The following is a 14,358-nucleotide window of genomic DNA, read 5'->3' as shown; positions in this document are numbered from 1 at the left end:
CCACCTGAAGAGGTGGGAGTCTCGATCGGAGGGAAAGATGAAATTCACAAACGGTTACTGGCGTATCAGGGAAGAGATCGACCCCGTGTACGCGGTGGAATATTATGATGCAGATTATAGTACAAATTACGATACAGTTTACGATACAGGCAAAAAGGATAACAGCCTTGTGGTTTACGCTGCCACAAAACATATGGGAGACCGGGGGGACACCCTGAACCAGCCCATGCTCACGGTCACATTTTCCAGTCCCATGGAAAATGTGATCAAGGTATCGGCGGTCCACTTTAAGGGAGCCCTGTATAAAGGGCCCCACTACCAGGTGGCAGAGCAGGAGGGAAGTTTTGTCTCCATTACAGAGGACGAGGAGACCATCACCTACCAATCCGGCAGGACCAGCGCGGTGATCCATAAGGCGCCAATGGGGTGGAAGGTGGAATTTAAGGATGGGGACCGCCTTCTCACAGAGAGCAGCTTCCGGAACCTGGCTTATATGAAAAACAGGGAGACTGGAAAGAATTACATGGCGGAACAGCTGCTTTTAGACGTGGGCGAGTATGTTTACGGACTGGGAGAGCGGTATACCCCCTTTGTGAAGAACGGCCAGACCGTGGAGGTGTGGAACGAGGACGGGGGCACTGCCTCTGAGCAGACCTATAAGAACATCCCCTTTTATATTACCAACAAAGGATACGGGGTGTTTGTGGCCCATGCCGGTGACGTGCATTTTGAAGTGGGCAGCGAGAAGGTGGAGCGGGTGCAGTTCAGCGTGCAGACGGAGAGGCTGGATTACTACATCATCAACGGAACCACCCCCAAGGAGACGGTGCAGCTGTACACCGAGCTCACAGGCAAGCCTGCCCTGCCTCCCTCATGGTCCTTTGGACTGTGGCTGACCACCTCATTTACCACCAGTTATGATGAGGAGACGGTGAGCAGCTTTATTCAGGGCATGGAGGACCGGGACATCCCGCTTCACACCTTCCATTTTGACTGCTTCTGGATGAAGGGATATGAGTGGTGCAACTTTGAGTGGGATAAGGATACCTTCCCTGACCCGGAGGCCATGTTAAAGAGGTATAAGGCCAGAGGACTTCATATCTGTGTGTGGATCAACAGCTACATCGGCCAGAAGTCGGCCCTGTTTGATGAGGGCATGGAGCAGGGGTATTTTGTAAAGAACCTGGACGGCTCCGTGTGGCAGTGCGACAGATGGCAGGCGGGAATGGCTCTGGTGGACTTCACCAATCCTAAGGCCTGCAAGTGGTACCAGGATAAGCTGGAGCGCCTGATCGACATGGGCGTGGACTGCTTTAAGACGGATTTTGGAGAGCGGATACCTGTGACCGGAGTAATGTATTATGACGGGTCCGACACTGTAAAAATGCATAACTATTACACCTACCTGTACAACCAGGTGGTATTTACACTTTTGGAGCGCAAGCTGGGAAAGGATAAGGCCCTTGTATTTGCCAGATCCACGGCGGCCGGAGGCCAGAAATTCCCCGTGCACTGGGGCGGGGACTGTACGGCAACCTACCTTTCCATGGCTGAGGATATGAGGGGCGGACTGTCCCTGTCCCTTGGGGGCTACGGGTTCTGGAGCCATGACATTGGGGGATTTGAGCAGACCGCATCCGCTGATGTGTATAAGCGCTGGTGTGCCTTCGGCCTTCTCAGCTCCCACAGCCGGCTTCACGGCTCCACCTCCTACCGGGTGCCCTGGCTGTTTGATGATGAGGCATGTGACGTGCTGAGGAAATTTGTTAAGTTAAAATGCTCCCTGATGCCCTACATCTTTGCCCAGGCGGTAAAGGCCCACAGGGAAGGCATACCCATGATGCGCCCCATGTTCCTGGAGTTCCCGGAGGACCCTGCCTGCGAGACGCTGGACCGGCAGTATATGCTGGGGGATTCCCTGCTGGTAGCGCCCGTGTTCCGGGAAAGCGGGGAAGTGGCCTACTATCTCCCGGCGGGCACATGGACCAATTACCTCACAGGCGAGGTGAGGGAAGGCGGCAGATGGTACAGGGAAGTATTTGACTATTTCCATCTCCCGCTGATGGTAAGGGAAAACACGGTCCTGGCAGTGGGCAGCCATGAGGAGCGGCCGGATTATGACTATGTATCCGGCACCACCTTAAAGCTGTTCCAGATCAAGGACCAGGCAGATATCCGCATCATGGTTCCGGATGTGGATGGAAAGGAAGCAGCTGACATAAGGGTCACCTCAGACCGGGGCCGGGTCAGAGCCGTGATCCGCGGCGGCGCTCACTGGACAGTGGAAGGTCCTGAGGGGATGATTGTGGAAGTTGCGGAGGAGTGATTGCCACTTAGGACATCCGGCCAACATGATGACCAGGGAACAGTTTATCGATCGTTTTAAAGTTCAGGTGTCCCATGTGATGGATCCTGAACAGGCAGAGGAATGGATCAATATGATATGTAATATTGAAAAATATGATAATATCACGGATGTGGCGGACCGGTTGTTTGTATGATCATCAGATGGGGTGTGCATAAGAGAGTGGGGATTTCCCCACTCTTTTGCCGTTGCAGATATCCCCTGAATAGAAATCCCCCAACCAGAAAATACTAATGGAAAAACTGGATATGCCATGGGCAATTTTGTGGTAGAGGAGGTAGTTTCATTGGGTGACATAATAGTCCGTCTGCAGTCACTGGATTTAAAGAACATAAAAAATGTATCTTTTGGCAGGATCGAAATGCCCTGCGCGCACAACAAAGAACTGTGCTTTCAAAGGTCTGAAATATTAGGGCTGTATGGGCAGAACGGTTCCGGGAAGACGGCGGCGGTGGACGCTTTATATTTTCTGCAAAACATTATGATCGGAAAAAGCCTGAAGGAGGAGATGGGAGATTATATAGACGCCAATGAGGATCAGGCGGAAATCTGGGCGGAGTTTGCGGTCTTTATGGAGGATTCTGTATTTGAAGTGGGGTATCGGATCCAGATCCGGAGAACGGAAAACAGACAGGTTGAGATCCTGAGGGAACTATTAAGCTGTGCGAAAAACTCAAAGGGCAGAAGGACCAGCAGAGCCGTATTTATGGATTATAAACGGGATGACAGGTCGGTGGTTTTCAGGCCTAAAAAGCGGCTGGAGGAGGTATTTGAAACAAATAAAGAGTATAAGACCGACCTGATCGTGGCCAGAAAACTGGCTGAGAAAAGCAGGTGTTCCTACATCTTTGGGGAGAGCAGCCGGGAGATCTTTTTTTCAGAGCATGGGAATGCTTTTTCTGAGTATTCTGCGATCATCAAGGCATTGTTCCACTATGCCCTCACGGATCTGTTTGTTATAAGAAACTCCCATTCCGGTGTGATCTCAGCCAATTTTGTGCTGCCTATGGCATTCAGGATCGACAAGGAGGACCCATATAATCCTGGACTGAAGGGGGATTTCACCATTTCCCTCATGGAAGCCACGGTGCTGGATGAAAGGCAGAAGGACGTGCTGTATCAAATCACAGGACAGATCAATACGGTGATCCACACCATAATTCCGGGGATGAGACTGGATATCCGGGACCATGGATTCCAGATGATGGGCAATGGAAAAACAGGGTTTAAAGTGGAACTGTTATCCAAAAGGGATGGGATCCCTCCCATTCCCATACGCATGGAATCAGAAGGAATCATCAAGATCATTTCCATTTTAAACGCTCTGATCCAGGCATTTGGGAATGCCTCGATCTGCCTTGTGATCGATGAACTGGACGCAGGAATTTTTGAATATATGCTGGGGGAACTGCTGGATATCTTTCATAAAAGCGCCAGGGGACAGCTGATCTTCACCTCCCATAACCTGCGGGCTTTGGAGATGCTTAAAAAGGACAGCATCATGTTTTCCACTGCCAATCCAAATAACCGTTACATTCATATGAGAAACATGAAAGCATCGGACAATCTGCGGGATGCGTATCTAAGGAGTATCACCCTGGGGGGACAGATTGAAGAGATATACAGCGAGACGGACAGCTTTAAGATCGCGCGGGCGTTCAGGAAAGCGGGCAGAAGCATGAAGCACACAGGCGGGGAAATGAAACATGGAAAATAAGGAAAAAAAGGTCATAGCATTTATTGTGGAAGGCTCCAGCGATGAGGCTGTCATCGGTTCCGTGATGAAGGAGTATTTTTCAAATGAACAGATACAGTTTGTGGTTGTGCACGGGGACATAACAACCAGGGACTATGTAAGTGTGGATAACATCATCAGGAAGATAAACGACTTGGTAAGCACGCTGAAGGAAAAATACAGGTACAAAACCTCGGACTTTATTAAGATCATCCATCTTGCGGACACGGACGGTGTTTTTATCAGTGACGAGTGCGTATGGCCTGCGGACGTGGATTCCATCACATACTATGAGGACCACATAGAGACAAGGTCCAGGGAGGCTATTTTGGACCGCAACCACAAGAAGTCGGAAATACTTTTTAAGCTGTATAAGACCGGAAAGATCGGCGCCATCCCATACAATATCTACTATAATTCCTGTAACCTGGAGCATGTGCTGTTCAATGAATTAAAGGATTTTACCAATGAGGAAAAGGAAGAAATGTCAGATGAGTTTGCGGATAAATATGAGCAGAATCCGGAGGATTTTATCGCATTCCTGTCGGAACAGCAGGTGGCTGTTCCAGGCACCTATCAAGATACCTGGAAGTTTATTGAGGAGGATTTAAACTCATTGCAGCGCCACACTAATATGCATCAGATATTTGAGGGTATGGCATAAAAAGGCTCCCTGTGCAGACGTACAGACATGGCCACGGCAACAATGGCAGAGATGATGTCAGCTGCCGGCTGTGCGTAGAGAATGCCGTTTATTCCCCAAAGGGCGGGGAGTGCTAAGATGATTGGGACAAAGCAGATCCCCTGCCTGCAGGCGCCAAGGATAAAGCCTTCTCTGGCTTTTCCAAGGGCAAGAAAGAGCGAGGAATAGACCGTGTAGTAACCAAAAAGCAGAAAGGACAGCCCGTTTGCGCGCAGGGCTTTTTGTCCGGCCTGGATCATTTCCATATCCCCTTTTGTGAATTGGGAAATGACCGCTGTGGGGAAGACGGCCATGGCCAGTCCGTACACGGTGCAGAAGATGGTTGACCAGAGGATGGATGTACGGATCGCCTGACGCAGACGATCATATTTCTTTGCCCCATAGCTGTATCCCGCAATGGGCTGGAAGCCTTTTAGAAAACCGAATACCATCAGGCTTCCCATGGAAATGATCCTTGTGACAGCCCCCATCCCGGCGATTACCGAGTCCCCGTATTCCTTTGCCTGCATGTTGATCAGAGTGATGGAAAGGCCGGTCAGCAGCTGGAATACCAGGGTGGGAACGCCGATCTTTAAGATTTCAGACATGATCTGCGGGGAGTAACGGCATTGGCTGGGACGGAAGGTAAACATGCTTTTTTTGCAAAGTATATAGGCCAGATAGACCAGTGAGGAGATGACCTGTGACAGGGCGGTGGCAATGGCGGCGCCTGCCACGCCTAAATCAAGTCCATAGATAAAGACAGGGTCCAGGACCATATTCAGGACCGCTCCTGAGAGAAGGGCGCACATGGTGGTCTTTGCAGCGCCTTCGCTGGTGACAATGTTGTTCATGGTTACATTAAACACATTAAAAATAGAGAAAGTGACATAGATACCCCCATAGGTAAGGGCATAGGGCAGTATGCTTTGGGTCGCGCCCAAAAGCCTGAGAATGGGGGTGAGAAAGATCAGGGTGAGGAGGATCATCAAAGCGCCTGCCAGGATGCTGCTGTACAGAGCGGTGCTGGCAACCTGATCCGCCGTGTCCTTATCCCCGCGTCCCAGCAGCCTGGAAATATAGGATGCCGCCCCATTTCCAAACAGCAGACCCAGGCCCACCACCACCTGCCCCAGGGGAAAGGCAACTGATATGGCCCCCATCTGGCTGGTTCCCAGTCCTCCCACAAAAAAGGCGTCCACCAGATTGTACAATGCGTTGATCATCATACCGATCATGGTGGGAAGCCCCATTGCCAAGAGGGCTTTGGGAATGGGCGCATTCCCCAGCAATTCTGTTTTTCTGTTTCCTGTTTTTCTGTTTTCTGATTCCATGTTTTCTGATTTCCTGTTTTTTTCCTTCATGACCGTTCCTTCATGTTCGTTCCTGTGATTCATACTATTCTGTCCTTTCCCTTGACATAGATTGTGAAATAAAGTACTATAAATTATAGTATTTAAAGCAACGGAATAAATACTACTATAAATTATAGTATATGTCAAGGTTAAAGGAGGAAATTATGGCGACTATTGATCTGATCGTGTTGGGAATGTTAAAAAAGGAGTCTTTGAGTGCCTACGATATCCAGAAATTAGTGGAGTACCGCAATATATCCAGGTGGGTGAAGATCAGCACGCCTTCCATTTATAAAAAGGTGATCCAGCTGGAGGAGAAGGGATATATCACAAGCAGCATGGTAAAGGAGGGCAGGATGGCCGAGAAGGCGGTCTATTCCCTGACGGAACAGGGGAACAGGGAATTTGAACACCTTATGGAGGAGATTGCCTCCAAGCCCATACACATTTTCCTGGATTTTAATGCTGTGATGGTAAACCTGGACAGTATCACGCCGGAAAAACAAAAAGCCTGCCTGGAAAAGATTGAGGACAATATAAAAACCTTGAAAACATATTTGGAAGAAAATGTAAGCATGAAAGAGGGGGAGCCTGAGATCCCAAGGACAGGTATGGCTGTCTTAAAGCAGCAGCAGATCCTGGCCTTTGCAGTCGAGGACTGGATCAGGGAAGTAAAAAGGGATCTTTCCGACACGCGATAGGGATTATTTTATGCGGGAAAATAAAGGTACAGTATTGCAAAAACAAAAAATATATGGTAATATTGCTATACTGAAAAGGATTTCAGCTGCAGAAAAGAGGAAGAAGTGCACATGAAAAAGGGGAAAATCACAATTAAGGATGTGGCTGAATATGCCAGTGTATCACCGGCCACCGTCTCACGTGTACTCAACGACTATAAGTGGATCAATTCAGAGGTAAAAGAACGGGTTCAGAAAGCCATTGACGAACTCCACTATGTGCCTGATTTTACGGCAAAGGCCATGGTACGGGGCAGGAGCCAGGTGGTGGTGGTGATCGTGCCCATCATTGATAATCATTTTTTTACCCAATTGATCAACACGGTTATCCAGGAAATGAAGAAATATGGCTATTATGTGGTTGTATATACAACAGAGTCCGCAGATGAGGAGTGCAGCTTTCTGGGAAGCTCCATCTGCCAGATGGCTGACGGGATATTGGATGCCACCTCCTTAAAGGAACTGTCACCGTTGCAGAATGTTAAGAAACCCATGGTGCTGATCGACCGCTATTTTGAGGGGAATACAACCATAGACTGCGTAATGAACCGGAATTACGAGGCCCTGTACCAGGGTACAGAGTATCTGATCCGACATGGACATAATAAGATCGCCTTTCTTGTGGGAGCAGAGGGACACGGCATAGCGGAGGAGCGGATCCGGGGATTTAGGGATGGGCTCCAGGCCCATGGGCTGCCCTGGAGGGAGGAGTATTTTATACAGGACTGCTGGAAGACGAAAGCCGGTATACGGTATGCGTCAAGGCTTCTTGAACTGCCGGATCCTCCCACGGCCATCATAGCCGGGAATAATACGCTGACCACAGGTGTCCTGGAGGCGGTGAGAAATCATGGGATGACGCCGGGAGGGGATATCTCGATGATTGGTTTTGAGGAGTGTGATGAGGATGTGCAGGCATTTGCCCGCCATGGGATCACCAGCTTCCGTCTGGATACATCAGCGATTGCAAGCTGTGCGGTAAAACTGCTGCTAAACAGGATGGAACAGTCGGGAAAACGCGCCGGGGCCCGGGTGGAGGCCCTGGAATTAAACTTTATTGAACGGACATCGGTATGCGCTCCCTCGCTATGAGGAAAGGCGGCATACCCATAAAGGCGGACAGGAGCGTGCTCATACGCGCTCCTGGGGAGTCCAGGGGGACTTCCCTTTTACATGACAGTAAAAAAATGTGGTCAGGATAGGGACAACATTTTTTTTACAGGAACTGAAAACGATTTCAGTTTCAAAAAATATAAGTTTACCCCCGGAGATCCCGAGAGTAAACAAAAGGGAAAAGGAGAAAAACAAATGAAACCAGTAGGAATTATCGGAGGCAGCGGATTTTATGAGCTTCTGGAAAACCCCAGGATGTTTGTCCATAATAATAAATATGGGCGTTCTTCAGAAATCTTTGAGGGAATGATCCAGGGACGCAAGGTTTATTTCCTCCCGCGTCACGGGGAGGAGCACAAAATCATTGTGCCGCGCATTAATTACAGGGCCAACATATGGGCGTTTAAGGAACTGGGAGTGGAGCAGATACTGGCGACCAACTGCGTGGGAAGCAGCAACCCGGACATTGAGCTGGGCAGCCTGGTGATCCCCCATGACTTCTGCGACTGGACCAGAAGGTTCCCACGTTCTTTGTATGATGATGAGGTGGAGGCATACCATGTGGACATGACGCCGGCCTATTGCCCGGACTTAAGAAAGGCATTGATCCAGGCGGCCAACCAGGTAAAGCCCGGACATGTCCACGACCAGGCCGTGATCTTTGTCAATGAGGGACTCAGATTTGAGACGCCGTTTGAACTGAAAATGTTCAGAAAGCTGGGAGCTGACCTCATTGGGATGACCACTCTGCCTGAGGCCGTGTTTGCCAGGGAGGCGGCAATCTGTTATGCCCATATCTGTGTTCCCACTAACTGGTGCCTGGGAGAGCAGATCGAGGCGGACGATTTCCCAAGGCTGCTGAAACAGGGAATAGAGGATTTTAAGCAGGTGCTGTACCTGGCCATCCCCACCCTTTCAGATGACAGGGATTGCCCGTGCAGCCACGCGCTGGACCATGCGATCTTAAAAAAGTGAGGGGTGGAGTAGGGATGCCCGGATATCAGGCACTGCTCACGGATCTGGACGGGACCTTGATCCACTCCCAGGACTGTATCTGTGATGCGCTTTTGGCAGCGTTTCAAACGGTAAGCAAGGTGACTCCTTCCAAAGAGGAGATCATGGGCATGTTTGGGCTTCCGGTGGAGGTAATGCTCACCACCCTGACCGACATAAGCCCGGATGATAAAGAAACCATAGCTGATTTTATCGAGGAGTATAAACGGCAGTACCCCATCCATATGGAGAGGGCCAGGCTCATAGACGGAGCCCTGGAAACTGTAAAATACATAGAGGGCCTGGGATGCCCGGTCTGCCTGATCACATCGGAGCGGAGAAAGAATGCAGCCCATATCTTAGGGCGGATGGGGCTGGACCGCTATATACGGTTCATGGTCACCAGGGATGATGTGACCTGTTTTAAACCGGATCCAGAGCCTATTTTAAAGGGAGCAGCTGCCTGCGGGACAGCCCCCAAGGGCTGTGTGTACATTGGGGAGTCTCCCTTTGACATTGAGGCAGGAGTGGCTGCAGGTGTGTTTACGGTGGCAGTGCCATCGGGAAACTGGCCGGTGGATTCCCTGGTGGAACAATCGCCGGATTGTGTGGTAAAGGATATTACAGAGTTGTGTTCCATTTTTGATGAGTCACGAAGGAGGAGAACGATATGAGAAAGATGAAATTGTTTTTAACCGCAGCAGCCGTTATCTGCGCGCTGTCAGGATGTGCAGGCAAGACAGAGGCCCCCAAGGACCAGACACAGGCCGCAAGCGAGGCAAAGACCGAGAAAGCAGAGGAAGCAGGAAAGGAAGCGGGTAAATCAGAGAACGCAGGGGAAACAGAGGAAGCAAAAAAAGCAGAAACGCCGGAGAACGGGGATCTGTTTACCTGTCTGATATCTGAGGCGCCGGCAGGCGTTCCTTTTACGGATCTGACCTGGACCGGTTTTGAGAGGATCGAAAATGAGTACGGAGCCCAGGTTAAGCTGATCGAGGCGCTTGACAAGGCTGAGTATTCCGAGCAGATCAGGGCCATGGCGGAAATGGGGGCAAATCCCATCTACACTATGTTTGACACGGTCAATGAGGTGGCTGTGGAGCTGGCGCCGGAATACCCGGAGACCATGTTCTGTCTGATCGACAGCAGCCTGGACACAAAGTATGACAATGTGGCAAACGTGTATGTGGATTCCCTGGAACCAGCCTTTGTATCCGGCTTTGTGGCAGCCAAGACCACCCAGTCAGGGACTATCGGATGGATCGGCAGCCTGGATATCCCGGTCATCAACCGGTTCCGTGACGCATACCTGGCTGGAGCCAAATATGCGGACCCGGATGTGGTGGTACAGACCGCTTATGTGGGGGACGACAGTGATACGGTAAAGGCAGGGGAGCAGACAAAGATCATGGTCAGCCAGGGCGCCGACATTATCTTCCAGACAGCCAATCTGGCGGGCCTGGGTGTGATCCAGGGCTGTTCGGATGCGGGAATTAAATGTATTGGAGTGGATGAATGGCAGGGCGGCATTGACGGCTGCGTATTCTGGTCCTCCTTAACCGATATCAACGGAGCTGTGTTTGACTCCTTTACCGCTTACAAGGAAGGCAGGTTCACGGCCGGAAGGACCAATTACGGAATTGAGACCCAGTCAGCGATCTATGATGACAGGGATTATGAAAAACTTCCTGATGATGTGAAGGCAGAGCTGGACGAACTGCTTGCAGCTGTGAGATCCGGTTCCCTTAACCTGGAGGACTTGCTTAAATAGCAGGCCATGGTTACATAAAGGAGGCATCTATGGACTTTGTGCTGGAATTAAAGGGGATAACCAAGCGGTTCGGAAGTCTGACCGCAAATGACAGGATCAGCCTGTCTGTAAGGAAGGGAACAGTCCATGCGGTCATCGGGGAAAACGGGGCTGGAAAAAGCACGCTCATGAATGTGATCAGCGGCCTGTACCGGCCGGATGAGGGGGAGTTGTTTGTACACGGGAAAAAGGTGGATTTCAAGAATCCCAATGATGCCAGCAGGGCGGGCATCGGAATGGTGCACCAGGAATTTATGCTGTTCCCTGAATTGACTGTGCTGGATAATATCATGATGGGATATGAGAAGAAGAAATGGGGTATTTTCCTGAACCGGGAAGCGGCCCGCCGCCATGTGGAGGACATATGCCGGGAGTATCATTTTAACATACCTTTGGATGAACTGGTCCAGAACCTGTCCGTTTCCATGCTGCAGCAGGTGGAGATCGTGAAGATATTATACCGGGGAGTGGACATCATTATCTTTGACGAGCCCACATCCGTGCTGACACCCCAGGGGATCCAGGGCCTGTTTGAGGCCATCCGTTTTCTGGTGAAAAACGGCAAGACCGTGCTGTTCATCACCCACAAGCTGAAGGAAGTAATGGAAATCTCCGACCGCATCACGGTCTTAAAGAACGGACATTATGTGGATACCGTAAAACCGGATGAGACGGACGAACATGGCCTTGCCACCATGATGGTGGGAAGGGAGGTCATCCTTACTGCCCAGAAAGAAGAAAAGAAGCAGGGAGACGTGCTGCTCCAGGTCAGGCATCTGTCCGTACCGGATTATGAGGGAAGGGAAAAGTTAAAGGATGTCTCCTTTGAAATACGCAGGGGGGAGATTCTGGGAATTGCAGGCGTGGCCGGTTCCGGCCAGCAGGAGCTGGTGGAGGGACTGTTCGGCCTAAGAAGCAGCAGCCGGGGGGAAGTCCTCTTTGATGGAAAGGACATCACGGGCCTTAACTGCCGGGAACACCGCATGTGCCATATCGGATATGTGCCCCAGGACCGCATCAGCGAAGGCATCAACCGGGAAGCCACCCTGTGGGAGAACGCCATCATGGGCTACCATATTGTGAAGGGATTTGGAAACCGCTATCTCCTGAAGCGAAAGCAGGCCATATCCTTTACAGAGCATATCATCCATGATTTTAATGTTAAGGCATCCTCGCCCAACCTGAAGATACAGACCCTTTCAGGGGGAAATATCCAAAAACTGATCGTGGGCAGGGAGTTCCTGCAGGACAACCGTCTGCTGATCATTGAGGATCCCACCCGGGGCATTGACATAGGTGCCATTGAATTTATCTGGAAAAAGATTGAAAGCCTGGCAGGCGCAGGAGCGGCCATCCTGCTGGTAAGCCATGAGCTGAATGAGGTGATGGAAGTATCAGACCGCATCCTTGTAATGTACGATGGACAGCTGTACGATGGAGGAATACACGGTGAGAAGACGGAGACAGAGATAGGGCTTTTGATGACGGGAGGTGGCTGCGCATGAGTAAGATAACAAGGGGCATGGGCCAGGACGCTGCCTGGAATGTGATGAAATATGTATTTTCATTTATGGCAGTTATGATAATCGGCAGTGTTCTCATCCTGTGGCAGGGAGAGAATCCTGCCACGGCCATGAAATATATCCTCCAGGGAGCTTTTGGGAGCATCCGCAATATTGGAAATACGCTGCGCTGGATCACACCCTGTATCCTGACCGGGATCGCTGCCACCATAGCCTTCAAATCAGGGGTCATGAACCTGGGCATTGAGGGGCAGCTTTACTTTGGGGCCTATGCGGCGGCACTGTTTGGATTCTATGTACATCTGCCAAAGGCCCTTCACGTAACCGGATGCCTGCTGGCAGCCGGTGCTGCGGGAATGTTGTTTGCACTGATTCCGGCAGTGATGAAGCTGGTATTCCATGTGAATGAGATGATCACAACCCTTATGCTGAATTACATTGCCATCCTGATGACGGAATATCTCACCTATATTGTGATGGGCATCAGCGCGGCGGGGGATTCCCTGGCCCTGTCCACGCCTCCCATCGAGGATACGGCGCGTCTCACCAACCTGATCCCCAAGACAAATGCCAGCACCGGGATTCTGATCGCGGTGGGACTTGTGGTGGTCATCTACCTGGTCTACCGCTGCACGGTGGTGGGGTATGAGCTAAAGCAGGTGGGTGAGAACCGCAGGTTTGCCAGGATAGGGGGCGTCAATGTGACAAAAACATTCCTGGCCATCTTCCTGCTGTCCGGTTTTGTGGCCGGATTATGCGGCAGTATTGAGGTACAGGGCACTTATGGGAAGTTTACGGCCAGCTTTTCCAACAATCTGGGATGGGACGGGATCATGATCGCCATGATCGCGGGCAACAATCCGCTGACAGTTCTGGTGGTAGCCGTGATATGGGGGATCCTGAAAGCCGGTTCCCTTCACATGGAGCGCATGTGCGATGTGAACCGTCTCACGGTACTGCTGATCCAGGCCCTCTTTGTGCTGTTCATCACAGTGGACTACAGGAAACTGGCAGGTATGTTTAAGAGAAAGGCGGTGGTGGGATAATGCTAAATATTTTAGTGGGAACCATTACCATGGCAGCTGCGCTGAGAATGGCCGTGCCCCTGATCCTGTCCTCCATTGGCGGCTGCTTTGGGGACAGGACAGGAATCTTTAATATTGCCCTGGAAAGCTTTATGCTGTGCGCGGCCTTCTTCGCAACCCTGGGTACCTACTATTCAGGCAGCCCCTATGTGGGGGTATTGTGCGGTATCCTGGCCGGACTGGCCTGTGCGGTCCTGTTCGGGACACTGGTGTTCCATCTGGGCTCCAGCGGAATGGTGGTCAGCATTGCCATGAATCTGGGAATGGATGCATTTACCTCCTTCCTGCTTTTGAATTTATTTGGAAAACGCGGCTCCTTTATGGATCCGCGCCTGGTCAGTCTCCCCGTGATCAAACTGCCCCTGATCAGCAGGATCCCCTATGCGGGGGAGGTGCTGGGCGCCCATAATATTGTGGTGTACCTTACACTTTTGGCAGTTGCGGGTACATGGATCGCCATGTACAAAACACCCTTTGGCCTCAGGCTCAGAAGCGTGGGCATCAATGAGAAGGCGGCCCAGACAACAGGAACCAACGTGCTGCGCTACAAGTGGTATTCCGTTTTGATCACCGGCTTTTTTGTGGGGATCGCAGGGGCCATCCTGCCTTTGGGGGGAACTTCCATCTTTACGGAAAACATGTCCGCGGGACGCGGCTTCCTGGCAGTTGCGGCCATTATGATCGCCAAGGGAAATCCGGTGATGGCGGCGGTATACAGTTTTATGTTTGCGTATGCACAGGCATTGGCGGCCAGCATGCAGAATTTTGGGATACCGTCCCAGATCGTACTGGCCCTGCCATATTTTATGACCATCGCGGTCCTGGTGGTTTCAGGAATCCGATCCAGGATGAAAGGGACCTCTTTGGAAACGTGTTCTTGACAAACATAAACATGATAGGCAGACAGGCTGCATCCTCCGCTCAGCGGGGATGCAGCCTGTCTGTTATGTATTATAT

Annotated in this window: 13 protein-coding genes; 12 read left to right on the top strand and 1 reads right to left on the bottom strand. The window is 50.9% G+C overall.

The genetic code is table 11. From position 1 onward, the window contains the following. Nucleotides 1-37: 37 nt before the first annotated feature. The 4 genes from yicI to ABID13_RS16425 all read left to right on the top strand — a co-directional run bounded on the left by yicI (nt 38) and on the right by ABID13_RS16425 (nt 4,764). Entirely contained in the window at nt 38-2,326 is a 2,289-nt protein-coding gene (gene yicI, locus ABID13_RS16440) for an alpha-xylosidase (RefSeq protein ID WP_007863318.1), read from the top strand. Nucleotides 2,327-2,351: 25 nt separating this feature from the next. Next, complete coding sequence (locus tag ABID13_RS16435; RefSeq protein WP_007863315.1) at nt 2,352-2,501, top strand: hypothetical protein; 150 nt, start codon at nt 2,352-2,354, stop codon at nt 2,499-2,501. Nucleotides 2,502-2,618: 117 nt separating this feature from the next. Continuing rightward, entirely contained in the window at nt 2,619-4,082 is a 1,464-nt protein-coding gene (locus ABID13_RS16430) for an AAA family ATPase (protein WP_048929526.1), read from the top strand. Next, entirely contained in the window at nt 4,072-4,764 is a 693-nt protein-coding gene (locus tag ABID13_RS16425) for a hypothetical protein (protein WP_045091779.1), read from the top strand. The genes ABID13_RS16430 and ABID13_RS16425 overlap by 11 nt, the downstream gene beginning before the upstream one ends. Here the strand turns inward: ABID13_RS16425 and ABID13_RS16420 are convergent. Further along, a complete protein-coding gene (locus ABID13_RS16420; RefSeq protein ID WP_045091819.1) occupies nt 4,740-6,116 on the bottom strand; it encodes an MATE family efflux transporter in 1,377 nt (458 codons plus the stop codon). The genes ABID13_RS16425 and ABID13_RS16420 overlap by 25 nt on opposite strands. A 185-nt stretch (nt 6,117-6,301) precedes the next feature. On the opposite strand from ABID13_RS16420, the gene ABID13_RS16415 reads away from it, so the two are divergent. From ABID13_RS16415 to ABID13_RS16380, 8 genes are all read left to right on the top strand, one after another. Further along, nucleotides 6,302-6,838: a PadR family transcriptional regulator gene (locus ABID13_RS16415; protein WP_048929525.1), complete on the top strand. Its 537-nt coding sequence runs from the start codon at nt 6,302-6,304 to the stop codon at nt 6,836-6,838. Nucleotides 6,839-6,949: 111 nt separating this feature from the next. Continuing rightward, entirely contained in the window at nt 6,950-7,969 is a 1,020-nt protein-coding gene (locus tag ABID13_RS16410) for a LacI family DNA-binding transcriptional regulator (RefSeq protein ID WP_048929524.1), read from the top strand. Nucleotides 7,970-8,185: 216 nt separating this feature from the next. Next, nucleotides 8,186-8,965, top strand: a complete 780-nt coding sequence (locus ABID13_RS16405) for an MTAP family purine nucleoside phosphorylase (RefSeq protein ID WP_007863299.1) — start codon at nt 8,186-8,188, stop codon at nt 8,963-8,965. Between the two features lie 14 nt (nt 8,966-8,979). Next, the gene (locus ABID13_RS16400) at nt 8,980-9,657 is read left to right on the top strand and encodes an HAD family hydrolase (protein WP_045091780.1); all 678 of its coding nucleotides are present in this window, start codon (nt 8,980-8,982) and stop codon (nt 9,655-9,657) included. Beyond that, on the top strand, nt 9,654-10,754 hold the full coding sequence (locus ABID13_RS16395; RefSeq protein WP_045091781.1) for a BMP family ABC transporter substrate-binding protein: 1,101 nt from the start codon (nt 9,654-9,656) through the stop codon (nt 10,752-10,754). The genes ABID13_RS16400 and ABID13_RS16395 overlap by 4 nt, the downstream gene beginning before the upstream one ends. A gap of 29 nt (nt 10,755-10,783) precedes the next feature. Continuing rightward, nucleotides 10,784-12,298, top strand: a complete 1,515-nt coding sequence (locus ABID13_RS16390) for an ABC transporter ATP-binding protein (RefSeq protein WP_007863294.1) — start codon at nt 10,784-10,786, stop codon at nt 12,296-12,298. Beyond that, complete coding sequence (locus ABID13_RS16385; protein ID WP_007863292.1) at nt 12,295-13,362, top strand: ABC transporter permease; 1,068 nt, start codon at nt 12,295-12,297, stop codon at nt 13,360-13,362. The genes ABID13_RS16390 and ABID13_RS16385 overlap by 4 nt, the downstream gene beginning before the upstream one ends. Further along, the gene (locus tag ABID13_RS16380; protein WP_007863290.1) at nt 13,362-14,282 is read left to right on the top strand and encodes an ABC transporter permease; all 921 of its coding nucleotides are present in this window, start codon (nt 13,362-13,364) and stop codon (nt 14,280-14,282) included. The genes ABID13_RS16385 and ABID13_RS16380 overlap by 1 nt, the downstream gene beginning before the upstream one ends. Nucleotides 14,283-14,358 lie beyond the last annotated feature (76 nt).

It is taken from the genome of Enterocloster citroniae (assembly GCF_040545455.1).
In the GTDB taxonomy this organism is placed as follows: domain Bacteria; phylum Bacillota; class Clostridia; order Lachnospirales; family Lachnospiraceae; genus Enterocloster; species Enterocloster citroniae.
This window is presented reverse-complemented; position numbering and strand designations above follow the sequence as displayed.